The sequence below is a fragment of the Bacillus sp. FSL P4-0248 genome, from assembly GCF_038593305.1.
GTDB lineage: Bacteria > Bacillota > Bacilli > Bacillales > Bacillaceae > Bacillus > Bacillus safensis.
Window position 1 is genome coordinate 1,747,000 of record NZ_CP151983.1, and the last position, 24,917, is coordinate 1,771,916.

Sequence of the window (24,917 nt, forward strand, 5' to 3'; positions counted from 1 at the left end):
AATAATGGGAGGATAAAATGAACATACGGGACTTTGAAATTTTTAAAACAATTGCGGATTGTGGAAGTTTTTCAAGAGCAAGTGAAAAGCTTTTTATCGCCCAGCCTTCCCTCTCTAAAACCATTCAAAAATTAGAGAAAAAACTGGGAGTCATCCTTTTTGATCGATCAAATCGAATTTTTAGGTTAACGGATGAAGGAGAGCTTGTATATGAAAAAGCGATTGCGGTGCTGCAGCAAATGAATGAGCTGCAAATGGAGCTGGGTGATACCGACACGCATATTCGCGGCCATTTAAAGATCGGTCTGCCACAAATAATTGGAACCTTTTTCTTTTCCAAAGTGGCAAAGGCTTTTACTAAAAAGCATCCAGATGTGACGCTCGAAATGATTGAAGAGGGCGGCTTACATGTAGAAAAACTTGTTGAGAAAGGCGAAGTAGATGTTGCCTTTGTTGTCATACCTGCGCAAAGTCATGAATTAGAGGAACAACTCATTTTTGAAGCGCCATTTGTAGCTTGTGTACCAAAAAATCACGCTTTAAAAGATGAACAACAGCTCTCACTCGAACAGCTTAAAGAGGATAACTGGATATTGTTTGATTCTTCATTTGCGTTGAGTCAAGTGATTTTAGAAAGCTGCCGTAAGGAACATTTTGTTCCCAACATCGCTTACAGCACAACACAATGGGATTTGCTTTTGACATTAGTTCGTGATGAACTTGGAGTGGCGATCCTTCCAAGTCCTTTAACGGATATGTACAGAGAGGACATTTGTGTAAAACCAATTAGCAGTCAATATATTCCCTGGAAAATTGGCATTGTCGTGAAGAAAGATCGATATAAAACACGTGCTTTGAAGGCTTTTTTAAAAATCGTTGCGGATATCTATTCTGGGGAACAGAAATAGAAACAAATAAAAAATCATCCTTCTTAGTTTCTCCATGATAGCACCTGTCAGCCATGCAATAGACATGAGACCATCAGGTCATCACTTTCTGCTCGTTTTCTTAATCAAGTCCACGCCATTGTATGACAGACTTTCCACATGTACAGGCTTTTGCAGAATGTAATGATCAAAAAATGAATGTGAAATACACATTTTGATATAAGCGCATTTCAAAACGATGACCGCTCTCTTTATGTTTCTAGCTTTATAATAACTTGTCAGTGCCAACCGCTTAGTGAAACCGAAATGAACTTGCTGGAAGGTATTCATCATTGGAAAAGATTCTGAAGAAATGATAGGTGATCACAATGAGAAGGCTTGAGTCTGGAATGTCAGTAGACAACGAAATATTTTCTGATATTGTCAGGTATGAACATGAAACGATAAGCGGAACGACGATCAACAACTCGAATGTTCATTCACCTATATTTTGGAGCTGTCAGCTGCGTCATCTTGTATTTAATACGTGTGATCTGACGAATGCGAGATTCTTTGCAGGTAGTACGATTGAGCATTGTACGTTTACTCGTTCCGATTTGCGTTCTGTTGGAATTGCTAGAGACGAGGCTGTTTTTACGAATTGCGAATTTTCCTCCTGTGATATGAGAGGAATGACATTGGAAAATGCTGTGTTTATCAACTGTACATTTTATCAATGCAGGTTTAATGACCGCGTTTTACAAGCAGCGAATATCGTAAATTGTACCTTTACCGGTAAGCTGGTGGATATAACGTTTGAGGGAAATGGTAAACAAAAGCTGATCGCCAACTTTGAAAACTGCATTCTTGACGGTGTTCGCTTTACAGGCTGTGACCTGTCGCAATGTATTCCGCCAGCTTCCAAAAACCATCTATATGTTGAAAAGGTCTCCGCGCGTGTCAAACAGGCATTGCTGAAGATAAATCATGACCCTCATCTTTCTGACGAGGATCGCAAAGTACTGGTACGCAGCCTGCGCAAGCTTGAGCATATGGAACAATATATTTTTAATACTGCGCATATGGAGAACATACATGGGGCTGATTTTGTGGAGCGATTTTTCAGTTATCTGGAATGTAACAAAGAGAACGCTTGAAGCTGCTAAGTCTAGGCTGTATATCAACTTCTAGTATATTTGAGTGGAATCAGTTCCCCGATTTTCACTTTGACTAGTTCGCCATCTATTTCTATGATGACAAAACATTCTGGTCCGAAATCTGAAATGAGCTCTCTGCAGATGCCGCAAGGGCTTACGACCCTCAATCTTCTATCCTCTTCATCTGAATATGGATGTCGAACGGCAACAATGGTATCAAAATCTTTATATCCATTCGATAAAGCACTGCCAATTGCAATGGCTTCTGCACAAACCGTTACCCGTCCGATATAGGCTTCTATATGGACAGCGGAGATCATTTCTCCTGTTTTCATGCGGATAGCGGCTCCTACATGGTGTTTATCCTCTTCATAAAGGCTCATAATCTTCTTTTTTGCTTCGTCTATTAACTCTACATCTTTTGGAGTAAGATCAAATGTGTGCATTGTGTTCCCTTCGCCCTTCTATGCTCGTTTTGAATGTACTGATCTATTATACCAAACTTCAGATAATGGGCTGTTCCGCAAGATGTAGAATGGATACAAAAAAGCTGATTTTTTGACCATCAGCTTTTTCGTTATGCTCTTTTATAGCGGGCATACATATATCGAATGATTTTTGTGATGACAGAGGTACACATGCATAAAAAGGTCATCACCACGACCCAATACATATTTGACATGTCAAACCCAGTATAGGCAAATATGAAAATAGTGGAGACTGCAAATGTGATGATAAGAACGATGTAAACTCGCTTAAAGATGCAGTAGCCAACAATCCCCCATATCAATGATAATAAAGGCAATGTAAATAAGATCAGCGCCATGGGATGGAGAAAGAAAGCACTCATCATGTCACTCTCCTTTTATGAACCGGTGAAGAACCGAATATGTATCATATTAATAGGAAATTCGCACGTTGTAAACAAAAATTGGAATTTAAGAAATATTTAATCTGAGGTGAATTGACATTCCGAATGTATTTCATGTTGAATGGAAAAAGACTGCTTTCAGTAAGCAGCCCATTTCGCTAAGCTTTCAAATATTCAAGCCGGAGCATTTTGATATGTGAAAAGAGAATCTAACTATTTATCACCTGAATGATTTTTTCCTTAGCGTCTTGTGCCTCAGGGATTGGCATGACGACAAATACATGCAGCATTTCTGGATAAACAAAGGTTTTCATGTCAATTCCTTGTTCTGCTAGCTTTTCATCAAGCTTTAGTGCATCTGGATATAAAATATCATGTGTTCCAATAAAATGAGTGATCTTCGCAAGACCGTTAAAGTCACCGTGAATTGGACTGATTAATGGGTCAGTTACCTTTTTATCTGCTGCCCACATTTTTGTAATGACATCTATTCCTTCTGGCGCTAGAATGGGATCTTTATCGGCATATTCAAATATAAGAGGATTGCTTAAACTCATATCAACACATGCAGATAATAAAATGATATCCTTCGGCTGCGGCAGACCTTCCCTCTTTAAGAGGTGCGCAAGGCCAAGAGAGATATTTCCGCCCGCTGAATCACCCATGATCGTTAATTGATCGGGACTCTCAACCGTTTTTAGTATTTCTTTATATAGATTTAAGATTTTCGGATAGGTATCTTGGTAGCTGTAATGAGGTAATTTAGGGTAAATAGGAGCGATCACTTTGGCGTTAAGGGACCTAGCCAATTTATCCATGTACCACCAATGGAAATCGAGAGGCTGGTTTACCCAGGCACCACCATGTATATATAAAATCACCTTTTGTTTTTGCGACATTTGGTCATTCAATGTGAAAACCTGCATTCCTTTGAAAGACTGCTCCTTTATCTCACTCTTTAATTTCACATCGTCTCCGATTGCATAAGGCTTTATATTTTCTATTTGAGACAGAAGTTTTTTGGTTTTTTCGACACTAGCAAAACTTTCTTTATTACTTTGGGACGTGAATAATGTTTCAAATTGAATACTTTCTTCAGAACGTTCTCCATTAAAAATGTCGACACTCATTTTGTTTTCTCTCCTTTAAGCATATATGTTTATTCGTCATCCTGATTCATCATACGAAATGATTTGAGATACACTTGTACTTCTTTCTCAGGAGTCTTTAATAAGTTAGATAAAAGGTCTTGTATGAGACGGAGACTGTTAATTTTCTTTTCAATTTCTTCATGTTTTTGATGTACAATTCTTTTTAAAGTATCAAGTTCTATGTCTTGACTCAGCATTTCCAATATTCCTTTTATTTCCTTTAGTGAATAACCCAATGATTTGGCATCTTTGATCAATTGAATTTTCACGATATAATCTTCTGTGTATAGTCTATAACCGTTCGAACGGCGTCTAGGGACAGGTAAAATGTTGTGTTCTTCATAGTAACGAATTGCGGCAGGGCTTATTCCTGTTTGTTTGGCAAGTTCTCCTCTAGTCATCAACTCAAGTCGTTACTCCTTTTTCGTGATTTTGTCTTTCTATATTTACATTATAAAGGTTGAACGATACTTCAAGGTCAAGATACGTTTTCGTAAAAAATAAAACACCATCGCATGCCGCCGGTTAAGGCGCCCCGCGATGGTGTTTTACATCATTCAATCTGCTTTTATAGATCTTCCCCATTTGATGCGATTACATTTTTGTACCAGAAGAATGAGTCTTTCCGGTAACGATTCAGTGTACCGTTTCCTAGGTCGTCTTGATCCACATAGATCAAACCATAGCGTTTAGTCATTTGAGATGTTCCGCAGCTGATTAAGTCAATGCAGCCCCAAGGTGTATATCCCATTAAGTCAACACCTTCTTTTACGGCTTCTTTCATCTGTTCAATATGTTTTTTCAAATAATCAATTCGATAATCATCGTGTACTTTTCCGTCTTGTGTCAATGTATCCCTTGCACCAAGTCCATTTTCACAAACAAATAAAGGCTTTTGGTATCTGTCATACAGTTTAATTAATGAAATGCGCAGACCCATTGGATCGATCGGCCAATCCCATTGTGATAATTCCAAGTGTTCATTTTTAATCGGACTGTCAAACGTACCCGCTAGCTCAGCTGCATCTTCACGTGCTTCTGCTACGTGGGACATATAATAGCTGATCGCAACAAAATCAACAGTGCCCTCTTTTAAAATTTGTTCATCCTGCTCTTTAATATCAAGCTTGATTTGATTATCAGCAAAGTATTTCACCATGTATGTTGGATATTCGCCTCTAGCTTGAACATCAGGATAGAACATATTCAATTGATTCGATTTGACTGCCTGCAGCTGATCCTCTGGTTTTGTTGTTTTTGCATAGGCTTCAATCTGGTTAATCATACAGCCAATTTGGACATCTGGAATGATTTCCTTCGCAGCCTTCACTGTTAAGGCACTTGCCACAAATTGATGATGAGATGCTTGGTAAGCAGCTTGTAATTTATGATCTACTAGATCCTCTAAAATTCCAGCACCTGTATAAAGGCTGTTGAGGTTCATATTCATTTCATTAAACGTAATCCAATATTTCACTTTGTTTTTATATCTTTCTAAAATCGCTCGTGCGTATTTTTCGAACAATGGGACAAGCTCTCTACTCATCCATCCATTGTATTTCTCTGTTAAAGTAATCGGCATTTCATAATGAGACATCGTTACTAGCGGTTCAATTCCATATTTCGCACATTCATCAAATACTTTATCGTAAAAAGCCAATCCTTCTTCATTCGGCTTGTCCTCTAAACCTGTTGGAAAGATTCTTGCCCATGAGATAGACAAACGAAAGACTTTAAATCCCATTTCTGCAAACAGTGCAATATCTTCTTCATAACGATGATAAAAATCAATTCCGCGTCTTTTTGGGAAATCAAATGCATCAGGATTTTCTTTGTACTTGTTTAGTTCAGCTGAACTAACATCGAATGTAAAGTTGTTCACTTTTCCTTTTGCATATGGATCTTTATATGCAGCGAAGTCTGAAGTTGACAGCCCTTTTCCGCCTTCTAAATATGCACCCTCTATTTGATTGGCAGCGGTTGCGCCACCCCATAGAAAATTATCTGAAAATCCTTTTTTTAATTCTTTCATTTCAATCATCCCTTCTATTATGATTAATGAATAAGCATTAAGAGTTTATTTTCTCCTGCGTTGACATAAGAGTCACCTGTATAGATAACATCCAGGTACTTCGAGGAATTAGTGACAATAATAGGTGTCACGACATCTAATCCTTTTGATTGAATTGCTTCTATATCAAATGATAATAAATGATCCCCGATGTTGATTTCATCTCCTTCTTCCACCAATACCTCAAAGAATTGACCATTTAGGCTGACGGTATCAATCCCTACATGTATTAATAATTCAACCCCATCATCTGAAACCAAACCTATTGCATGTTTAGTAGGTGTAACGGTCACTACTTTTCCGGAAAACGGCGCTTGTACCACCCCCTTATCAGGCATAATCGCTACTCCCTTGCCCATCATTTCGCTTGAAAAGACGGCATCATTTACGTCAGATAAAGGAACGACTTTACCAGTTATAGGTGCTTGTACTTCATAAGGATTTACTTGTCTCACAGCTTGTTGATTGACTGCATTTTCTGGATTTTTAGATGGCTTTTCCTGTTTTTCCGGCTGACCTTCATCCTTTGTGGCAGGTTCCTTGAAGCCAAGAAACATAGTGGCAAGCAGTGAGACCAAAAAGCTAAACGCTATTCCAATTAAAGCCAGCTGGAAATTATTTGTGCCTTTCATAATGTAAGTTGGCAGAGATGTCATTCCTGGAATTGAAAATGCTGTCGTTTTGACGGAGAATAAACCATAAAAACATCCGCCAACTGCGCCGCCTATTAATGAAGCATAGAAAGGCTTTTTCAGTCTCAGTGTTACTCCATAAATGGCTGGTTCTGTAATTCCAAAGAAACTCGGAAGCAATGTTGATAACGCCAAAGACCTTGTTTCTACTCGTTTTGTGCGAATGATAACACCTAAAACGGCACCTGCTTGTGCCATATTGGCAATAAAGTTCATCGGAAGCAGCATGACATCGTAACCAACTTTTTCAAAGCTGGCAAACGTGCTTGGGAAGAATGCGTAATGCATCCCAGTTAGCACAATTAAAGGCATGAGGCCTCCCATTAATAAACCTGCAATCGGTCCAGCAAAATGGAATAAAGAAGTGAAAAAGATCTCTAAATACTGACCGAAAACGTTTCCAATAGGCGCTATGAAAGCTAGTGTAAGAGGCGCTGTAATCATTAAGCTCAGTACCGGTGTAAATACGATGCTTAAGGATTTTGGAATCACTTTCGTCATCCACTTATCAATAAAGCTAAGAAGCAGCACGCCTAAAATAATCGGCAGGACTGAAGAAGTATAATTATTTAATGGAATACTCAATCCTAAAAAACTAAGTGGATCTGCCCCTTTTGCTGCCCCTTCCACCATTGTCGGATATAATAAAATCCCAGCAAGTGCCATCGCGAGAGATTCTCGTGTTTTAAATTTCTTCGCTGCAGAATAAGCAATGAGGAAAGGTAAAAAGTAAAAGACAGCATTTGAAAAGATTTGAAGTACAGCATAGGTAGAGCTTTTTTCCGTCATCCAGCCTAAACTAACGAACAAAGCCATGATCCCTTTTATCAATCCACTACCAACAATCGCCGGCAAAATTGGTGTGAAAATTCCGCTAATGACATCGAATACGACTTCGATTGGATTCATTTTTGACGTATTTTTAGCAGGAGTAGAATCATTGCTGCTCTCACCAATCAGATGGTCGATTTCCTCATAGACTTCTGCCACTTTTGCTCCAATAATGACTTGGAATTGTCCGCTTTGGAATTGTGCTCCCAGCACACCGTCTACTGTTTTCAGTTCATCTACTTTCACCTGTTTTTCATCGTTGATATTAAATCTCAGCCTCGTAATACAATGCCAGCTTTGAGATATATTGCCGGTTCCACCGATTAATTTGATAATTTCTTGCGCCAATTCTTTGTTTCCCATGTCTTCACCCCTTCATTTTCACAAAAAAAAACCTAAACAAAATCCACCATTAGAAAGACTTCTAAATGGAGATTTGTTTAGGTTAATGCTTTTTCATAACACGCCTAAAAGAAATCATTTATTCTGTTGATGTTTCTTTGTAATCCTTTCAATATGAATGACTAGAAAAACCAGTTCGTCTTCAGTGACATTCCAATTGAATTCCCGCTTTAACATTTCTTTAATAATCAATCCGCATGCATAGCTCTTCATATAACGATCCTGAATTAATTCCTTTAATGTATCATCCATCTGCTGCGACGGTTGATTTGTTTCTTGTCTGACAATAAAATATCTCAAATGAGTAATAAACCTCGAATAATCTATCGATGATTTATCTAATACCATCTCGAAAATGTTTTGAATAATCTTAACGATTTCCTTCGTGAGATGGGTCATTTTGATGGTATCTCCCATAGACTGACCATCTATTTGAGCGTTTACAAAATGAAGGGCAATGAGTGAAGCCTCTGTATCATGAAAAGTAATCCCCATCATTTTTTGAATAATTTTAAGTGCTTTTTTCCCAATTTGATATTCTTGAAAATATAGATGTGGAATTTCCCATACAATAGGGTTTTCATACTCCATTTTTTCTTGATGCCTTTGAATTGAAAAAGTCAGATGATCAGATAGCGAAAACAGCATGCTAGAACCTAATTTTTTATTCAACATCTCTTCGCCCATATGAATGATTTTTTCAGTTAATAAAAGAATATCAGTTGGGATAGCGGCAAGTTGAGATTCTAATGGAGACGTCTGATCAGAATAAAATGTCTTACTGACAGCGCTCTCATCAAGTGTATCACCTTTTTTCTTCTTAAAGCCTATTCCTGTACCAAAAACAACTACTTCATTTTGAGTGTCTGTTAGAGCTAATACGATATTATTGTTTAAAACTTTAACGACGGTGAACATCTTCATCCCACCTTACCTAAAACTGCTAAAAAAGCATAAAAAAAACACCAAAATCTCAGCAAACAACGTACAAATGTACAACATGTTTACCTGACTTGGTGGTGCCTGATGATATCAGTAACACTCCTGCATCGGTTACGATTTTATTGTAAACACAGGATAAACCAAAGTCAACTATTTTTTTCGGTAAAATAGATTTAAATACCTATATTATAGTATGTCGTTTATAAATTATTTTAAAAGGTAAACATTTTTAAGGTTGCTGTAAGGTTCAGATTAATACGGATTAAGGTTGAGGTAGTACAATGTGTTTGTAGTGAATAAATCATAGAGGTGAAACGTTATGAAAGGAAATAAAGTCTTGTCATCATTATGTTATTTCAGTATCTTTTTTGCACCATTTTTGTTCCCAATTATCGTCTATTTTTTAGGTCAGGACGAAGTGAAATATCATGCGAAAAAATCATTATGGACGCATGTCATACCTTATTTGATTTTTGGTATTGGCATCCTTGGTTCAGGTTTACTTGGTATGAAAGATATCAGCCATGCGGGGCCTTTCTTAATTGCGACATATGCAGTGACATTCCTTGTTGCCATCTACTTCTTCATTTGGAACATTGTGAAAGGCATCAAAGTATTTTCAGAATAAATAATAGGTAAAAAAACGGTTCTGTTGTTGATCAGAACCGTTTTTTTGTCTATTTTCATGCTGGTAGTTGGATATCAATTGTTGTTCCTTTCCCTATACTGCTGCGGATCGTGATGTCCCCGCCGTGCTTGACGATAATATCCTTTGCAATGGCCATCCCAAGACCAGAGCCAGCATGTGAAACTCCTGTATTCGTCCCCCTGTAATAGCGGTCAAACACTTTTTCCAGCTCTGCCTCTTCTATTCCTCTGCCGTTGTCTTTAATCGTGATATGGGTTTTTTCTTTTTGTTCAAGCTGTACAATGATCGTCACATCAGAATCATTGTGAACGAGGGCATTTAAAATCAGATTGGTAACCGCTCTTCGAATGAGGATTTTATCAATATTCAGCATGAGCTTGTCTTCATTCGTTTGAAGCTCAATCGTCTGATCTGCATATCTTGAATCGTTTAAAATATCAATTAACGTTTCCCGCAGCAGTGACACAATGTTGACCAGCTCTTTATTGAGCATTACGCCGTTATTTTTCAGCCTTGTCGTTAAATTCAGATCCTCCATGACATCTTTGATATATAATGATTTATTCTCAATGATGCCCGCGTAATGTCTGATGTCTTGCTTTGAAAGAGGATACTTTGGGTCTTTCATGATTTCTGCATAGCCTTGAATAGAAGCGAGCGGCGTTTTAATATCATGAGAAATATGGCTGATCCATTCTTCCCGCATTTGCTCTAGTTTGTCTTTTTCTTTTTTGCTTGAAGCGAGCTGCTCTGATAAGTGATTGACATTATAGAAGACATCTTTATAAATTCCTTTAGCAGGCAGATTTGTCGTGTAATCTCCGTTTGCCAGCCGCTGGATGCTATGAATGGCACGGCCGAGCGGTTTTGTGAGCTGCCGGCTGAATAAGTAACCAATGAGTAATGCTATGATGGCATCAATTGATAATAAAATCATCGTCCCGATATTGAATCTTGTTACTAAATCCTTCGTGTCAAACGAGAATAGGTATTTTCCGATGGAAGGGTCTTTAAAACCGATAAAGTAGCTGTATTCTTTGCCCTTTACTTTTTTTCCGCCAGCATAAATGGTCGATAATAATTGCTTATCTTTATATTTATGTAAGTTCACGATTTCTATCGGTGTATATTTGTTCTTTAATCCTTTAGGTGCTTGCGCATGATACACGTTTTGGCCATTTTCGTCTAAAATTTGAATCCATGCATTCTGTTGTTTTAAGGCTTTCTGCCCTTCTTTGTTTACGGTCATTCCTTGATCAGAAAAAGAGATGTATTGTTCAAATGATCTTGTGAAGGTTTCGGGCGTATTTTCCTCGTTATGCTGGCTGTTTGCCTGAAGTACGAGCCAAATCATAAATACGAATAAGTTGATAAAGACCGTGATAATGGTCACGATAATGACAGAGACCATATACCTGCCTGTTAATCGCCATTTCATCCTTACGCATCCTTTACAACAAATTTATAGCCAAGCCCTTTGACTGTGACGAGAAACTCTGGTGTGGACGGGGAATTTTCTATTTTTTCCCGAAGTCTTCGGATATGAACCATCACCGTATTGTCAGAACCGAAGAAGTCTTCCCCCCAAACAGTTTGATAAAGCGTTTCTTTACTGATGATGCGGTTCGGGTGCTGCAAGAAGTAGGTCATCAGCAGAAGCTCTTTCGGAGTGAGCTCAATGACCGCGCCATTTTTCTTCAGTTCTGCTTGCTGCTCGTTTAACTCAAACGGCCCTTTTTTGATGACGGGATCCGCTTGAGATGACTGCAAGTATGAGAGCCGTCTTAGCTGCGCTTTCACCCGGTAGGCGACTTCCTTTGGACTGAACGGTTTTGTAATGTAGTCATCCCCGCCGATGGCAAGACCTACAATTTTGTCTGTTTCCTCTCCCTTTGCTGATAAAAAGATAATCGGAACATGGGAGGTCTCTCTAATTTGTCTGCAAATATCATAGCCTTCACCGTCTGGCAGCATAATATCAAGTATGACAAGATCAGGCTGTTCTTGGTGGAATTTCGTGAGCCCATCACGGGCAGTTGAAGCTGTTATAACGCGATCAATGCCTTCTCTTGTTAATACTGTGTTGATTAATTCCAAAATTTCTTTTTCATCATCGATCATTAATACTTTGCTTTGATGCTTTGGCATACATTGATCACTCTCCTGAAGTCATTGCCATTATTATACTCAATGTAAGAACATAGTGAAAAAATCAACTTCCTATTTGCATAAAAAAAGCCAATTTTCTTTTGAAATGAGAAAATTGGCTTTTGGTGATTCAATTGATTCTAGCGTTTGACTACAAATGTTGTCACACTTTGAGCCGGGAGATGAGCCCAAAATTGATTACCTGATATATTTAAGTCTGTACCGGGCTGAAGGTTGCTGTTGCTGCTTGTAATCCATCTTGATGCTTGCGAAGCAGTTCCATTTTGCATTACAAAGTGCTGATTGACTCCTGTATTGTTTTTGTTAATCGCGACAATGACAACCTGATTGTTTCCTTTGTAGGCAGATACGAAAACATTTGGTTCAGGACTTTTCGTTGCATCAATTCTGACGTATCCTGGGCGTACAAACTTGGAGAAATGCGCCATGTTGTAACCGCGTTTACTGATCAGGCCATCTTCCTTCATAGGGCCGTAGGATCTGCGGATGTACCACCAAACATATGCCTGAAAGTCCCCTTCTACCATCGAATGGTGAATATGCTCTGAAACCCCTAATGCCTCAGGCCAGCGGTCCGCTGAATTGTTATCGCTATTCGGGTAGTAGACCTCTGTCATCCAAAGCTCCTTCCCCCCTCCTTTTTGTTTGAAAAGAGGATATGGAAGCTGGCTGATTTGGGTTCCGTACAAATGGGCTCCGAGAATGTCCATATTTCTAAGCGCTTGCGGATCATTTAAGATAGGATCTGATATATTTTTAAGGTATTGAAAGGATTCTGGCGCAATCACGCGGGCATTAATGGAGCCGGCATTTTCTCTCATGAAACGCAGGATTTCCTGAGGAGTCCACCATGTCCATTCATGTGCATAATCAGGCTCGTTTTGTACTGATATCGCATAGAGATTGACGCCATTATTTTTCATATACGTCACAAAATCGTTCAGATGCTGAGCATATGCAGCGTATTGATTGTATCTCAGCCGCTTTGCAGTTGTACCATTACGGTTGAAAGTCTCGACCATATGGCTTGGAGGATTCCAAGGTGAAGCGATCACTAAAGCTCCATGCTCTATTGCTCTTTTGGCTGTGGCGACCTCTCTGTGCCAATTATTTCTGTTCTCATCTACAAAAATTCTTAGAATGGAAAACCCTAACTGATTCTGCCCATTGCCAAAGGCGGTTTCCCTTTGAGGTGCGGTCAAATCACCAATCCAAGTTGGATGGTTCATTCCGCCAAAGCCGCGAATCACTTGTCTTTCTGCATTGATATTAATATTGGCATCTGCTGCTGAAACTTCAGTTGCGCCAGGTCCGATGAACATGACAGACAGCATGGTGAAGCAGATCAATAAAGTACAGATTGTTTTTTTGATCATTGACATCAAATTTTTCCACTCTCCTATCATTTTCTCATCCTTTGTTATTGAGTAAACCGCCAGGAATCAAACTGAAATAGGTTTGCACCTGTTCCAGTAAAGACAAAAAATACGTTGTGCACGCCAGCTGCTCCGTTTACTGTCGTTTCTACTTCTCGCCAATTGTTTGTTCCGCCTGTGGAAGGGACATTTAATGTTCCGACGAGTCTGCCGTCAGGGCTTCCGAGGCGTACTTCTATTTTTCCGCCTGTATTTGATGCTACATTCGCTTTAAATGTTCTTGCGCCGTTTGATCCGAAATCGACGTTACTGGCAGCCACCCAATCTCCGTTTTGAATGTTTGTGACATGCTGGTTATTGACCGGTCCGCCTGGAGCTGAAGAGGCCTCTGTCAAAATGCGTCCATTCCATGCAAATGTTTCAGCTTCTACCCGCTGATAAGGATTCAGGTTGGAAAGCTGTTTGACCCCTTCAAAATTGGCTGCAACCTCTCGAAGGGAGCCGTCAGCATTATGCACAAGCTTATTAATATGCGGAGATCTGTAGCCTTTTCCTGCCCCGTATAAAGCAGAGCTGACCGTTTGGGTATGATACACGACATACCACTCGTTTTTAAAATTGAACACCGCATGATGGTTGTTACCGCCTCCGCCAAAAAATGCACCCGGATTTTTCAGGAAATGCCCTCTATACGTAAATGGACCCATCGGACTTGAGCTCGTCATATAACCGATCTCACCAGGTGGTTTATCTGCTGGGTGGGAGCCGCCAAAGTTGATGCAATAGGAATAGTAATAGGTTCCGTTATACTTATGCATCCCTGAGTCTTCAAACATAAATGGAGCATCAATGGTCGAGGCGCTACTGGCAACACTTGTCATATCAGGCCCTAGTTTTAAGACTCTTGCTGTTTTAGGATTGGCCCATTGTCCCTGCGTTGGATTAGAACCGCCTGGTACGCCTCCACCGGCATATAAATAACCAGTGCCGTCATCATCTACAAAAACGGCTGGATCAAACAGCCATACAACCCCGGACATTCCTGGTGTATTTGGCGTGACAAGCGCTTTTCCGATAGGATCTGTCCATGGACCGATTGGGGAATCTGCTGTCAGAACACCAATCCCTCCGCCGCTGTTCGCAAAATAAAGGAAAAATTTATCTTTCCCATTGATTTTTTTCACCGCCGCTGATGGAGCCCAGGAAGCACCTGCCCATTTAGCAATCCCTTTGCCGCCATTTGCCCCATTTGCACCGGCTACTGGAATCGCGCCATGATCTGTCCAGTTCACCATATCTGCTGAAGAGATGACGAAGACCCTATTCAAATTGGCAAAAGAATTATCTTTAATCGTACCGTTGCTGTGATATTCATAGTCATCACTCGACATATAAATGTACACTCTTCCGTTATAGGTGAGCGCAAACGGATCAGCGCCCAAGTGGTGGTCTATGAGCGGGTTTGCATTTCCTACACGTTTTGCAATTGTTGTGCTTGCCGCACTCGCATCATATACCGGTAAACAACTCAGTACCAAAGCAAAAATCAATAAACCAACGCCGCACTTCATCCTCGTCCTCATCGTTTCATTTCCTCCTGTTTTCATCTTCCTAATATTGGGGTTTAGGCCCAATTTCAAAATATGTTGATAGATACTGATGAAGAATGAATAGAAAGAATGATTTCTAGTGCAAATCCTTGCTGGAATCACGATGAAAACCCTTACTTTTTGACTAGAAGACAACAAAAAATGCAGTTCTCCTTTTGGAACTGCATTTTCTAAGTTAATTGATGAGTGTTGATCACATATAACGAGCGGTCACCATCTTCTTTCTTGTGTAAAACTCCACTCCGTCTGTTCCATTGGCGTGCAAATCCCCGTAGAAAGAATCCTTCCAGCCGGAAAACGGGAAAAATGCCATTGGTGCGGGAACACCGATATTGACGCCGAGCATCCCTGCTTCAATATTTTCGCGAAATTCTCTGATGCTTGATGCACTGTCTGTGTACAGGCAGGCACCGTTCGCAAATTTTGATTGATTAGACAGGTCGATCGCTTCTGTCAGTGAAGAGACACGAACTATTGATAAGACTGGGGCGAAAATCTCGTCCTGCCAAATTTTCATTTGATTTGTCACATGGTCAAAGATCGTTGGTCCAACGAAATACCCTTTTCCATTTGTTTCGTGATCTTTCCTGCCATCTCGAATGAGACTTGCGCCTTCTTCAATCCCTGACTGAATGTATTGAAGCGTTCGCTCCTTATGTTCCTCTCGAATGACTGGACCAAGAAAGACCTCTTCATTTATTCCGTTTCCAATGACAAGCTCATTCGATTCATCAACTAATTTTTGAATGAGATCATCTGCCACTTCTTCTTCCACTGCAACAACGGCCGCGGCCATGCAGCGCTCTCCTGCTGATCCAAAGGCAGCACCAATGATTTGTTTCGTTGCCGCGTCTAAATCTGCATCTTTGAGGACAATGGAGTGATTTTTTGCTCCTGCAAGTGCTTGGACACGTTTGCCATGCTCTGTGCCTTTTTTATAGACGTATTCTGCAACTGGCTGAGAGCCGACAAATGAAATGGCTTTGACCTTTTGGTGTTCAAGCAGACCATTGACGACATCATGAGCTCCATGGACAATGTTGAGAACCCCTTTTGGAAGACCAGCTTCTTCAAATAATTCGGCTAATCGTGCGGCAAGAATCGGCGTGCGCTCTGAAGGTTTTAAAACAAACGTATTTCCGCAGGCAATGGCAAGCGGGAACATCCAGCAAGGAACCATCATCGGAAAGTTAAATGGTGTAATTCCGCCGATGACGCCAATTGGATATCGGTACATGCCAGATTCGAGTCCAGATGCGATATCTGGTAATTGTTTTCCCATCATTAAGGTTGGTGCACCAGCGGCAAATTCGACACATTCAATTCCGCGCTGCACTTCTCCTTTTGCTTCTGTGATGCTTTTTCCGTTTTCAATCGTTACGAGTTCAGCCAGCTCATCCCATTTGTCAACGAGTAACTGTTGGTATTTAAATAAAATGCGTGCACGGCGGGGAACGGGAGTTTTCGACCAAGTGGCAAATGCTTCTTGTGCTGCCTGTACCGCATGTTCGACATCTTTTTTTGTTGAAAGCGGCACTTCTGCGATGATCTCGCCAGTAGCTGGGTTATATACTTCCTCTGTTTGACTAGTTTCTGCCTCAATCCATTGTCCGCCGATATAATTTTTCAACGTTTGTACATCTGTTTTGGTCATGTTCCCTCTCTCCTTTTTATGAAAAAATGTGTCATGCTTATAGGATGTGTTTAGTTGTCATTGTCTCATCTAACGGGCGTCCATCTGTATACACTCTTTGTCAAATATTATTGTTGTTTTGGTTTACGTTGTGATAAAAGCTTGCTCTAACGTGTGATAGGTTGCCGCCCAGCCATTTGTTTGTGAGAAATGATTCCGGAATGTGATTCACTCATGATTTGTTTTTGATTAACTTTTGATTAACTTTAGAAAAATCATAATATTAAAAACGCTTTCAGTCAATCCTCTATTTGCAGCATAAAAAAACCTGATGCGCATTGCATCAGGTAGAGGCTGGTTTATTTCTGTAAATTGGTTGATGCGGCATATTGATTCGGATCTGCAAAATGCGAGAGCATCTCACCATGTTCTTCAATGAGTTCATCGCATAATTTGATGATGTCATCAATCGACAGTTCAGCACTTGTGTGTGGATCTAGTAATGCCGCTTGATAAATGTGTTCTTTTTTCCCGCTGATTGCTGCTTCGATGGTCATGAGCTGTGAACTAATATTGGTCCGGTTCAGTCCCGCCAGTTGTTCAGGGATCTCTCCGACATAGCATGCCATGATGCCGCTTCGATCTGCCACACACGGTACTTCTACACAGGCTTTTTCAGGCAGGTTGTGAATGAGCCCGCCTGTGTTCAGCACATTCCCGGCAAATTTAAAGGGAACGTTCGTTTCGATCGCTTCAATGATACGTGAACCATATTCTTTAGAGCGGGTATGTGTGATCTGTGTGTTCCCCACTAGATCATGCTTCATTGTATTCCAATTGTTGATTTGTTCCTCGCAGCGTCTCAGGTATTCATCGAGCGGAATGTTAAACTGACCGATTAGTTCTGGGTACCGTGATTTGATGAAATATGGATGGTATTCGGCATTGTGCTCTGAGGATTCTGTGACATAGTAGCCGAATTTATCCATCAGTTCAAAACGTACCATATCATGATGCCTCGATTGCTGCTTTTCTTTTGCCCGTCTTTTGATTTCTGGATACAAGTCTTTTCCGTCCCGTTTTACCTCTAATAACCATGCCATATGGTTAATGCCGGCAATTTTTTCTTCAATGCCTTCATGTTCCATTTCAAGAGATTCAAATAGGTCCTTTGTACAGACTTGCACACTATGACAGAGACCAATCGTTTGAACCTGAGTATAGCGCAGCATCGCACCTGTCAGTGTGGCCATTGGGTTCGTGTAATTTAACAATAAAGCATTTGGACAAACCTCTTCCATGTCCTTTGCAAATTCCAGCATGACAGGAATCGTTCGAAGGGAGCGGAAGATGCCGCCGATCCCAACCGTATCCGCAATCGTTTGTCTTAATCCGTATTTTTTTGGTATTTCAAAATCAATGACAGTACTTGGCCGGTAGCCTCCAACTTGGATGGCATTGATAACATATTTCGCATCCTTTAAGGCTTCTTTCCGGTTGTGATAGGACTGGATGGTCACATTTGCACCGTAATTTGCTTTTAAATGCCGGAGCATCGTTTCTGATTCTTTCAGCCGGTTGTGGTCGATATCATATAATGCGAATTCAAAGCCTGCAAGGGCGGGAACAAACAGACAATCTCCTAATATATTTTTAGCAAACACGGTACTCCCTGCACCGATAAATGTAATTTTAGACATAGACGACTCTCCTTTTTACATCTATATTGGGCTAGCCTTTGACAGAGCCTTGTGAAAGCCCTGCGATAAAATATTTTTGCAAAAGTAAAAACATCGTGACCATTGGCAGCATTGCAATGAGTGCAGCTGCCCCAACGAGTTGAAGCTGATGCTGATTTTGACCAAAAAAATGGGATAAGGCGACTGTGAGTGTATGCATCTCTTTATCTTGCAAAAAGAAGATAGCAAATTGATAGTCGTTCCAAATATACACGCAGGCAATAATTAATACAGAAGCGGTAATGGGCTTCAGAAGCGGAAAAACGACTGTGAAAAAAACTCTGAGTGTCCCTGCACCATCAATACGGGCAGCTTCTTCAAGCTCCTTTGGAATTGTCGACCGGATAAAGCCTGCGTATAAGAAAATTGTCAGCGGCAAAAAAGCAGCCACATTATTTAAAACAGCAATTTGATAGGTGTTCATCATCCCGATTTGAACGACCATTTTATAGAGCGGGACAAGGGCTGTAAGCGGTGGAATGACCATAATGGCAATAAATAAAACATAGACTGCTTTATTCAGCTTTGTGTTCCTTCTTGCGAGCGGATAGGCTGCAAGAGATCCAAACATAATAAGCAATACAGCGGAACTGAACGTAATGATCACTGTATTCAAAAAGGACTGGCCAAGCTGAGCCTCTGTCCATGCTGTGCGGAAGTTTTCAAGATGCAGCGTTTTTGAAAACAGCCATTTTGAACTAAAATCTCCTATCCCCTTTAATGATGTCGTCACCAAAATATAAAATGGAATGAGGTGCAGCAATGTGATCAATAGTGCGAGGAAGGAGTACCATTTTTTCTTGCGCTTATAGGCGTTATCCATCATACCTCGGTCTCCTTTCGTTTGAAATAAATCAGCGCTGCGACACTAATGACAAGGATAATGACCGCCATGAAAACCCCTTGCGTCGCTGCATAGCCTGCATCCTGGCGTTTGAAATACAGATCATACATAAAGGTCGACATGGATTGCGAGGAATCTCCAGGTCCGCCGCCCGTGAGTGCCACAATGACATCAAAGAGCTTGAGCCCGCCAATGACATTCAGCACAACATTAATGGTGATCGACGGCATAAGCAGCGGCAATGTAATCCGCCTGAATTGCTGGGAGCTCGCTGCGCCGTCTAATTGAGCCGCTTCATAATAATCCTTAGGAATACTTTGAAGTCCTGCTAAATAAATGATCATCGCAATCCCGACGAATTGATATGTGTTGACAAGCACAATGATCCATGTGTTGAATTGCGGGTTGCCGAGCGCATTTATTTGATCAAATCCAAAAAGCGTCACCACATCATTTAAGGCACCGCCTTGGTAAGCAAACACAAAATACCAAATATAGCCCATCGCAATCGGGCTGATCATGACAGGTAAATAGATGACCGTTCTTGTGATGGCTTTCATCTTTAAGCTTTGATTTAATAAAAGAGCATATCCAAGTCCGATGATATTTTGTAAGACAGTGCTCCCGATTCCATAGAGAAGCGTGTTTTTGACAACAAGCCATGTCGCTTGATCCTGAAGCAGCCGCCCATATTGCTCAAGACCAATCCATTGATAAGTTTGTGAGAAACCGTTCCAATTCGTAAAAGAAAGCTGAATGCCGTTTAAAAAAGGATAAATGATAAAGGTACTGACGACGAGAACAGCTGGCATGTACATCCACCAAAGTGATGAATTCTGGCGTTTTTGTATCTTTTGTTTTGGTAAAGAGGTGAATGCGGCGGGCTGTTTTGCTTTTGTGATGTCATTCATTGGCTTCACTCCTGTTTCAGCATCCATCGGCTATTGTTTTTTCAAACGCTTATATTCCTCTTCCATTTTCTTTGATAACTGTTCTGGTGTGATGGAGCCTGCTAATAATTCTTGACCGGTTGTTGCCATGACCGCCCACATTCCGCTTGGTAAGTATTTTCGATCGAAATACGGTTCAATCTTCACCTGTTCGTATTGATCGTAAAATGTAGAGTAATAGTTTTTCGCTTTCACTTGTTTTAGAGCTGTTTCAGAGGATGTGCCCTCTGCGATTTTTTTTGCGTTTTCAGGTTTTGCTAAAAAATCGATGAATTGTTTTGCTTCTTTTAGATGCTTAGAGCCTTTCCAAGCAGCAACAGTAAAACGTTCTCCGCCAATCCAGCTTTGTTCATCTCCTTTATGAATGGCTGGAACAGGCATCGTGCCTACTTTGATCGATGAATTCAGCTCTGTTGCTTCAGGTCCTAAGGATCCTCCGACAAAGGTGAAGGCGATTTTGTTTTGTGCCATGAGTTCAGGCGCTTGAGATAGTTTCGCTGTCAGGACATCCTTGTTTAAAAGGTCTTGATCCTTCAGAGCTTTCATGAATTGTGCAAGCGGGGTATAGAGAGACCAATCAAATGATCCGTTTTCAAGTTCTTTTCCGTATTGATGCTTTTGATCGGTGATTAATAAAGGCGTCGCCAGCTCATCAAAGACTTGGGCAATATTTGAGTTATCTCCTCCTGGTATCCAGAGCGGCACAACATCTCCTTTGCTCTTTTCTTTCACTGTCAGCAAAGCAGATTTTAATTCATCAAGTGTTCTAGGCACTTCTATGCCATATTCCTTTAATAGATTGGCATTAAAGCTAAGCCCGTCTTTTGCTTGATTCAGCGGATAAGCGTACACTTTCCCATCTTGGTCTTTTAAAATCTGGTCGAGTGAAGGATCAAGCTGTTTGACCCAATCCATCTCTTTTAAATCAGCCACATACTCGCTATAGCGCAGTTTGGCCCAGCCATGTGTATCAAACAGGTCTGGCATATCGTTTGCTCCCATTTTGACGCGGATCATATCTTCATAGCTGTTGCCTGGGAAATTAGCATCGATTCGAATCTGTTGATGCTCCTTCTCAAACTCGCGAATGACTTCTTCAAACGCTTTTCTTTCCCCGCTGTTACTCATCGTTGAAAATAGCGTCAAGGTGACCTTTCCATTTGCTTCAGATGAGCTGTTATTACCGCAAGCAGACAAAATCATGGTCAAGAACATGGCAGCAGTCAGCAGCATGATTTTTTTATTCATGGTTTCCTCCTTTTAATCACTGAAAATTCAGACGATAATCGGTAGAATTCATGCAGTTGCGGAAACAAAGGAAGTCCATTATACTGGAATTCTATTCTTTTCTAAGAGATAAGAGAGCATACCGGCAGGCTGCCTTGTTCTTAGCATGATCTGGCCATCATGCTAAGCAGCTTGCTTTCTGCTTTTTTGTCTCTTTTTTGTGTGCTGAAATCTATGGTTCACCCCCTTTCATGGATGAGACATGTACTGCCTCGCTCGATGAGTGTTGTTGGCACGACGACTTTTAGAGGAAGTTTTCTTCCGTTTATTCTCTCAAGCAAAAGCTTCAGACCGACTTCCCCCATTTCTTCTGTATATACTTTGACGGTCGTAAGCGGCGGACTTGAAAATGACGCGGCTTCAATGTCATTAAACCCAACAATGGATACATCTGAAGGTACGTGTAGACCGGCTTCATGCAGAGCGCGCATTGCGCCGATTGCCATAGAGTCACTTCCAATGAAAAAGGCTTGCGGCAGTTTTCCCTTTTTGATCGCTTGCTGCATAAGCGTATAGCCTTCTTGCATGGAGTATTCACCAATGTGGATGTCTTCCATATGAAGAGCGCCCGCCTCCTGCATTCTTTTCATAAACGTCGTTTGTCTTTCGTCCTCAATCACAGCATTACCTTCAAAATAATGCTCCCGCTCTTTCCCGCCAATATAGCCTAGATGTGTATAGCCAAGAGATTGCAGATGACGAATGGCGCGATCTGCCGCTCTGACAAAATCCACATGTACACAATCATACAAATCTTCATCCGCATAATGATTGATAAAAACAATGTGTTCCATTCGATTTGTCATTTTTTCAACCGTATCCGGGCTGATTCGTCCAATGACGATCAAGCCGTCAATATCCTTTAGCATCGCCCCTTTATCCATGCTTCTTAGGCGAAAGGTATGGAGAGTGGACAAGCCTTGTTTAGCATATTCTTTTTCAATTCCTTTTCGAATCGATGAAAAAAAGGGATCATTTAATTCTTCGTCAATGGATTGAGCGACAACGACACCGATGACTGGGGATTCAGATGGGCTTTTTTCTTCTGTTTGATCTGCTTTTCTTGCTCTCACTGGGGTATAGTTTAACTTCTTAGCAATGTCGAGGATGTTTTGTCTCGTTGCGTGTGAAACGGCAAGCGTTTGATCGCCATTTAACACACGGGATACAGTGGAAACGGACACTTTTGCATCATGAGCAATATCTTTGAGTGTGGTCATAGGCAAACTCCTCATCGTTATTTGACTAAATATTTACTAAAGATATTTGAAGGATAACACATAAATAAAGCGCTTTCAATTATGAATTTTTGATTTTTATTTTGTTTTTGGGTAAGTTTTGGTGAATGAATTGTGTTTTAGTAAAATTTGCGTAAAAGAGAGGATGGTTTTCATCCTCTCTTTTACTAACGTGATTCGATTGAGGCTGTTTCTTTTGCAAATATTTGCTTCATTCTTTCCCAAGCAGTGTCGAGTTCTTTATGAAGTCCAAATAAACCTGAGGTGCCGATGATGTAAATCTCATTTCCAGCCTCAGCAAGCAGCCGGAACGTGCTCTCATTACAAGAGCCGTCTACTTCAATTGAAAACGAGTATCCTCCGTGCTTTTTGATATCTCTCACCTGTTTAATTTTTTGAAGAATTTCTTTAATAAAAGGCTGTCCGGCAAAGCCTGGATCGATTGTCATGATCGTCACTCTGTCTATTAAATGAATAAAGGAATCTAATGCTGCAACTGGTGTGGCGGGATTTAGAACAAAGCCAACATCACATTTTCTTTGGTGAATATGCCGGATGATTCGAAAGGCATCTTTTTGCACGACTTCTGGGTGTAAACAAATCATCGTTGCGCCTGCATCAATACATGCATCGATTAAAAATTCCTGCGGATGTTCGGCCATTAGATGAACATCAATCGGTAAATTTGTCAGTTTCCGAAGCTGTTCAATGAAAAAGGGTGATAACGTCATATTCTTCACATAATGCCCATCCATCACGTCGACATGGTACCGGTCTGCTCTTGTGTTGAGAAGATGGATTTGTTCACGGAAGTGCGTTAGATCCATGCACATCAGTGAAGGTGAAAAAACGGCTGTCATTCTCAGGCTCCTCCTTTTTACAGCTGAAATAAAAACTTGATCAATCCAATCAAGATTCCGATGATACCAAAGTCTGTATCTCCAAACGTCGTCCCTTCAAAGCCAAGGGCTCCTAACACAGGTAATAAACAGGCAGGTAAAAAGGAAAGAAGCAATCCATTTACAAAGGCCCCAGCGACAGCACCTCTAACCCCTCCTGTTGCATTGCCATACACGCCTGCTGTAGCACCGCAAAAAAAGTGCGGGACAAGTCCAGGGACAATGACAGTTAAACCAAACAAAGGTAAAAGAAAAATGGATACGATGCCTCCTGCAAAGCTACATAAAAAACCGATAATGACCGCATTTGGCGCAAATGGAAAAACGGTTGGCGCATCAAGTGCCGGCTTTGCCCCCTTCACGAATCGATCGGCAATCCCTTTAAACGCAGGCACGATCTCGCCAATGGCCATCCGTACCCCTGCTAAAATAATGTACACACCAGCAGCAAACGTAATCGCTTGAATGAGAATGAAGACAGCGAAGTTCGTGCCACCGCTAATTTGTTCTATATAAGGAATTCCTGCAAACGGTGCGATTGCAAAGAACAGTAAAGCCATTGTAATCGAAATGGCAACAGATGTATCTCTTAGAAAACCGAGTGATTTAGGCACTTGAATGGTTTCCGTTGATTTTTCTGGAGATCCAACCCATTTGCCGATCATTCCCGCAGTAAAATAACCGAAAGTACTGAAGTGTCCGAGCGCGAGATCATTGCTTCCGGTGACTTTCCTCGTAAACGGCTGAAGGATTGCGGGTGCAATGACCATAGCTGCCCCTAATATCATGGAGCCAGTGGAGATGAGCAGCCACCCGTGCATGCCGGCTGTCGAGAGAACGACGGCGAGCATCGCCGCCATATACAACGTGTGGTGACCAGTCAAAAAGACATATTTAAAGGGTGTAAATCTTGCAAGTAACAAATTGACCAGCATACCAAAAATCATGATAAGTGCTGTCTGTGTACCGAATTCCTTTTGAGCAATGGCGGCCATAGCATCTGTATTTGGGACAACCCCTTGAATGTGAAAGGCTGCTTCAAACATCTTTCGAAAAACCCCAAGTGAATCAGAGACGACTGTAGCGCCCGCCCCTAATATTAAGAAACCCATGGTTGTTTTCAAGGTGCCTGACACAGTGTCTGCAGCTGATTTTTTCTGCAAAAGTAAACCGGCTAGTGCAAACAAACCGATGAGAATGGCAGGTGTGCCCAATATATCGTTCATGATCAGTTCTATCATGATGTGAATCCCCCTTTTTCATGACTTAAATGTGTTGACGAAGGACGTCTTTAATGGCTTCCTGGTCTAACAAATTGTTTAAGCCAGCCACATTTCTTGTGCCGTCATTCAGCTGGTCAATAATATCAGCTGCTCCGATATAAAGGTCGGCTTGTTCATTTTTACTTGTACTGAGATCGGTATGATCCACTTCAGCTTTAAGACCTAATTCTTCTAAAGCTTTTTTGACATTCATTTCTACAATAAAGCTGCTTCCTAACCCGTTTCCACATACAACAAGAATTTTTTTCATTTTCTTA

The 24,917-nt window shown here is 40.9% G+C and carries 23 protein-coding genes; 3 read left to right on the plus strand and 20 right to left on the minus strand.

The window, feature by feature from the left end:
• Window positions 1-17 precede the first annotated feature (17 nt).
• Window positions 18-908 (plus strand): LysR family transcriptional regulator, encoded by an 891-nt coding sequence (locus NST65_RS08840; protein WP_025093223.1) that lies wholly within the window; start codon window positions 18-20, stop codon window positions 906-908.
• Window positions 909-1,255: 347 nt separating this feature from the next.
• Window positions 1,256-2,023 (plus strand): pentapeptide repeat-containing protein, encoded by a 768-nt coding sequence (locus NST65_RS08845; protein WP_342489368.1) that lies wholly within the window; start codon window positions 1,256-1,258, stop codon window positions 2,021-2,023.
• Between the two features lie 23 nt (window positions 2,024-2,046).
• Here the strand turns inward: NST65_RS08845 and NST65_RS08850 are convergent, their stop codons facing one another.
• The 7 genes from NST65_RS08850 to NST65_RS08880 all read right to left on the minus strand — a co-directional run bounded on the left by NST65_RS08850 (window position 2,047) and on the right by NST65_RS08880 (window position 8,959).
• Window positions 2,047-2,469: a cytidine deaminase gene (locus NST65_RS08850; protein ID WP_342489369.1), complete on the minus strand. Its 423-nt coding sequence runs from the start codon at window positions 2,467-2,469 to the stop codon at window positions 2,047-2,049.
• Window positions 2,470-2,600: 131 nt separating this feature from the next.
• The gene (locus NST65_RS08855; RefSeq protein ID WP_065214427.1) at window positions 2,601-2,873 is read right to left on the minus strand and encodes a DUF2651 family protein; all 273 of its coding nucleotides are present in this window, start codon (window positions 2,871-2,873) and stop codon (window positions 2,601-2,603) included.
• 230 nt (window positions 2,874-3,103) lie between these two features.
• The gene (locus tag NST65_RS08860) at window positions 3,104-4,024 is read right to left on the minus strand and encodes an alpha/beta hydrolase (protein ID WP_065214428.1); all 921 of its coding nucleotides are present in this window, start codon (window positions 4,022-4,024) and stop codon (window positions 3,104-3,106) included.
• A 29-nt stretch (window positions 4,025-4,053) separates the two neighbouring features.
• Window positions 4,054-4,446, minus strand: coding sequence for a MerR family transcriptional regulator (locus tag NST65_RS08865; RefSeq protein ID WP_065214469.1), 393 nt, complete (start codon window positions 4,444-4,446; stop codon window positions 4,054-4,056).
• Window positions 4,447-4,613: 167 nt separating this feature from the next.
• Window positions 4,614-6,077, minus strand: a complete 1,464-nt coding sequence (locus tag NST65_RS08870; protein ID WP_176544438.1) for a glycoside hydrolase family 1 protein — start codon at window positions 6,075-6,077, stop codon at window positions 4,614-4,616.
• 23 nt (window positions 6,078-6,100) lie between these two features.
• The gene (locus NST65_RS08875) at window positions 6,101-8,002 is read right to left on the minus strand and encodes a beta-glucoside-specific PTS transporter subunit IIABC (protein WP_065214429.1); all 1,902 of its coding nucleotides are present in this window, start codon (window positions 8,000-8,002) and stop codon (window positions 6,101-6,103) included.
• 114 nt (window positions 8,003-8,116) lie between these two features.
• Window positions 8,117-8,959: a PRD domain-containing protein gene (locus NST65_RS08880; RefSeq protein ID WP_342489370.1), complete on the minus strand. Its 843-nt coding sequence runs from the start codon at window positions 8,957-8,959 to the stop codon at window positions 8,117-8,119.
• A gap of 343 nt (window positions 8,960-9,302) precedes the next feature.
• Here NST65_RS08880 and NST65_RS08885 point away from each other — a divergent pair, with 343 nt between their 5' ends.
• Window positions 9,303-9,611 (plus strand): DUF4870 domain-containing protein, encoded by a 309-nt coding sequence (locus NST65_RS08885; RefSeq protein ID WP_041109292.1) that lies wholly within the window; start codon window positions 9,303-9,305, stop codon window positions 9,609-9,611.
• Window positions 9,612-9,666: 55 nt separating this feature from the next.
• Here the strand turns inward: NST65_RS08885 and NST65_RS08890 are convergent, their stop codons facing one another.
• The 13 genes from NST65_RS08890 to NST65_RS08950 form a co-directional block, all read right to left on the minus strand.
• Window positions 9,667-11,070 (minus strand): HAMP domain-containing sensor histidine kinase, encoded by a 1,404-nt coding sequence (locus tag NST65_RS08890; protein WP_046311289.1) that lies wholly within the window; start codon window positions 11,068-11,070, stop codon window positions 9,667-9,669.
• Between the two features lie 2 nt (window positions 11,071-11,072).
• Window positions 11,073-11,780: a response regulator transcription factor gene (locus tag NST65_RS08895; protein WP_034283500.1), complete on the minus strand. Its 708-nt coding sequence runs from the start codon at window positions 11,778-11,780 to the stop codon at window positions 11,073-11,075.
• Between the two features lie 140 nt (window positions 11,781-11,920).
• Entirely contained in the window at window positions 11,921-13,186 is a 1,266-nt protein-coding gene (locus NST65_RS08900) for a glucuronoxylanase (protein ID WP_342489371.1), read from the minus strand.
• A 35-nt stretch (window positions 13,187-13,221) separates the two neighbouring features.
• A complete protein-coding gene (locus NST65_RS08905) occupies window positions 13,222-14,760 on the minus strand; it encodes a glycoside hydrolase family 43 protein (protein ID WP_046311295.1) in 1,539 nt (512 codons plus the stop codon).
• A gap of 220 nt (window positions 14,761-14,980) precedes the next feature.
• Entirely contained in the window at window positions 14,981-16,441 is a 1,461-nt protein-coding gene (locus NST65_RS08910; protein ID WP_065214430.1) for a CoA-acylating methylmalonate-semialdehyde dehydrogenase, read from the minus strand.
• A gap of 338 nt (window positions 16,442-16,779) precedes the next feature.
• On the minus strand, window positions 16,780-18,120 hold the full coding sequence (locus NST65_RS08915) for an alpha-glucosidase/alpha-galactosidase (protein ID WP_065214431.1): 1,341 nt from the start codon (window positions 18,118-18,120) through the stop codon (window positions 16,780-16,782).
• A gap of 31 nt (window positions 18,121-18,151) precedes the next feature.
• A complete protein-coding gene (locus tag NST65_RS08920; protein WP_065214470.1) occupies window positions 18,152-18,982 on the minus strand; it encodes a carbohydrate ABC transporter permease in 831 nt (276 codons plus the stop codon).
• Entirely contained in the window at window positions 18,982-19,914 is a 933-nt protein-coding gene (locus NST65_RS08925; protein WP_065214471.1) for a sugar ABC transporter permease, read from the minus strand. Before NST65_RS08925 ends, NST65_RS08920 begins: the two co-directional genes overlap by 1 nt.
• A 30-nt stretch (window positions 19,915-19,944) precedes the next feature.
• Window positions 19,945-21,201 (minus strand): ABC transporter substrate-binding protein, encoded by a 1,257-nt coding sequence (locus NST65_RS08930; RefSeq protein ID WP_111927452.1) that lies wholly within the window; start codon window positions 21,199-21,201, stop codon window positions 19,945-19,947.
• A gap of 218 nt (window positions 21,202-21,419) precedes the next feature.
• A complete protein-coding gene (locus tag NST65_RS08935; protein WP_034622055.1) occupies window positions 21,420-22,460 on the minus strand; it encodes a LacI family DNA-binding transcriptional regulator in 1,041 nt (346 codons plus the stop codon).
• Between the two features lie 185 nt (window positions 22,461-22,645).
• Window positions 22,646-23,338 carry a D-allulose 6-phosphate 3-epimerase gene (gene alsE, locus NST65_RS08940; protein ID WP_342489372.1) on the minus strand — a complete coding sequence of 231 codons (693 nt, stop codon included), beginning with the start codon at window positions 23,336-23,338 and terminating at the stop codon, window positions 22,646-22,648.
• Between the two features lie 17 nt (window positions 23,339-23,355).
• Window positions 23,356-24,618: a PTS ascorbate transporter subunit IIC gene (locus NST65_RS08945; RefSeq protein ID WP_024425191.1), complete on the minus strand. Its 1,263-nt coding sequence runs from the start codon at window positions 24,616-24,618 to the stop codon at window positions 23,356-23,358.
• A gap of 25 nt (window positions 24,619-24,643) precedes the next feature.
• Window positions 24,644-24,910: a PTS sugar transporter subunit IIB gene (locus NST65_RS08950; RefSeq protein ID WP_024425192.1), complete on the minus strand. Its 267-nt coding sequence runs from the start codon at window positions 24,908-24,910 to the stop codon at window positions 24,644-24,646.
• Window positions 24,911-24,917 lie beyond the last annotated feature (7 nt).

What these genes read in the sequence shown, in the direction of transcription:
- NST65_RS08840 (WP_025093223.1), top strand. Translation starts at nt 18, where the DNA reads ATGAACATACGGGACTTTGAAATTTTTAAAACAATTGCGGATTGTGGA.
- NST65_RS08845 (WP_342489368.1), top strand. Translation starts at nt 1,256, where the DNA reads ATGAGAAGGCTTGAGTCTGGAATGTCAGTAGACAACGAAATATTTTCT.
- NST65_RS08850 (WP_342489369.1), bottom strand. Translation starts at nt 2,469, where the DNA reads ATGCACACATTTGATCTTACTCCAAAAGATGTAGAGTTAATAGACGAA.
- NST65_RS08855 (WP_065214427.1), bottom strand. Translation starts at nt 2,873, where the DNA reads ATGAGTGCTTTCTTTCTCCATCCCATGGCGCTGATCTTATTTACATTG.
- NST65_RS08860 (WP_065214428.1), bottom strand. Translation starts at nt 4,024, where the DNA reads ATGAGTGTCGACATTTTTAATGGAGAACGTTCTGAAGAAAGTATTCAA.
- NST65_RS08865 (WP_065214469.1), bottom strand. Translation starts at nt 4,446, where the DNA reads ATGACTAGAGGAGAACTTGCCAAACAAACAGGAATAAGCCCTGCCGCA.
- NST65_RS08870 (WP_176544438.1), bottom strand. Translation starts at nt 6,077, where the DNA reads ATGAAAGAATTAAAAAAAGGATTTTCAGATAATTTTCTATGGGGTGGC.
- NST65_RS08875 (WP_065214429.1), bottom strand. Translation starts at nt 8,002, where the DNA reads ATGGGAAACAAAGAATTGGCGCAAGAAATTATCAAATTAATCGGTGGA.
- NST65_RS08880 (WP_342489370.1), bottom strand. Translation starts at nt 8,959, where the DNA reads ATGTTCACCGTCGTTAAAGTTTTAAACAATAATATCGTATTAGCTCTA.
- NST65_RS08885 (WP_041109292.1), top strand. Translation starts at nt 9,303, where the DNA reads ATGAAAGGAAATAAAGTCTTGTCATCATTATGTTATTTCAGTATCTTT.
- NST65_RS08890 (WP_046311289.1), bottom strand. Translation starts at nt 11,070, where the DNA reads ATGAAATGGCGATTAACAGGCAGGTATATGGTCTCTGTCATTATCGTG.
- NST65_RS08895 (WP_034283500.1), bottom strand. Translation starts at nt 11,780, where the DNA reads ATGCCAAAGCATCAAAGCAAAGTATTAATGATCGATGATGAAAAAGAA.
- NST65_RS08905 (WP_046311295.1), bottom strand. Translation starts at nt 14,760, where the DNA reads ATGAGGACGAGGATGAAGTGCGGCGTTGGTTTATTGATTTTTGCTTTG.
- NST65_RS08910 (WP_065214430.1), bottom strand. Translation starts at nt 16,441, where the DNA reads ATGACCAAAACAGATGTACAAACGTTGAAAAATTATATCGGCGGACAA.
- NST65_RS08915 (WP_065214431.1), bottom strand. Translation starts at nt 18,120, where the DNA reads ATGTCTAAAATTACATTTATCGGTGCAGGGAGTACCGTGTTTGCTAAA.
- NST65_RS08920 (WP_065214470.1), bottom strand. Translation starts at nt 18,982, where the DNA reads ATGGATAACGCCTATAAGCGCAAGAAAAAATGGTACTCCTTCCTCGCA.
- NST65_RS08925 (WP_065214471.1), bottom strand. Translation starts at nt 19,914, where the DNA reads ATGAATGACATCACAAAAGCAAAACAGCCCGCCGCATTCACCTCTTTA.
- NST65_RS08930 (WP_111927452.1), bottom strand. Translation starts at nt 21,201, where the DNA reads ATGAATAAAAAAATCATGCTGCTGACTGCTGCCATGTTCTTGACCATG.
- NST65_RS08935 (WP_034622055.1), bottom strand. Translation starts at nt 22,460, where the DNA reads ATGACCACACTCAAAGATATTGCTCATGATGCAAAAGTGTCCGTTTCC.
- alsE (WP_342489372.1), bottom strand. Translation starts at nt 23,338, where the DNA reads ATGACAGCCGTTTTTTCACCTTCACTGATGTGCATGGATCTAACGCAC.
- NST65_RS08945 (WP_024425191.1), bottom strand. Translation starts at nt 24,618, where the DNA reads ATGATAGAACTGATCATGAACGATATATTGGGCACACCTGCCATTCTC.
- NST65_RS08950 (WP_024425192.1), bottom strand. Translation starts at nt 24,910, where the DNA reads ATGAAAAAAATTCTTGTTGTATGTGGAAACGGGTTAGGAAGCAGCTTT.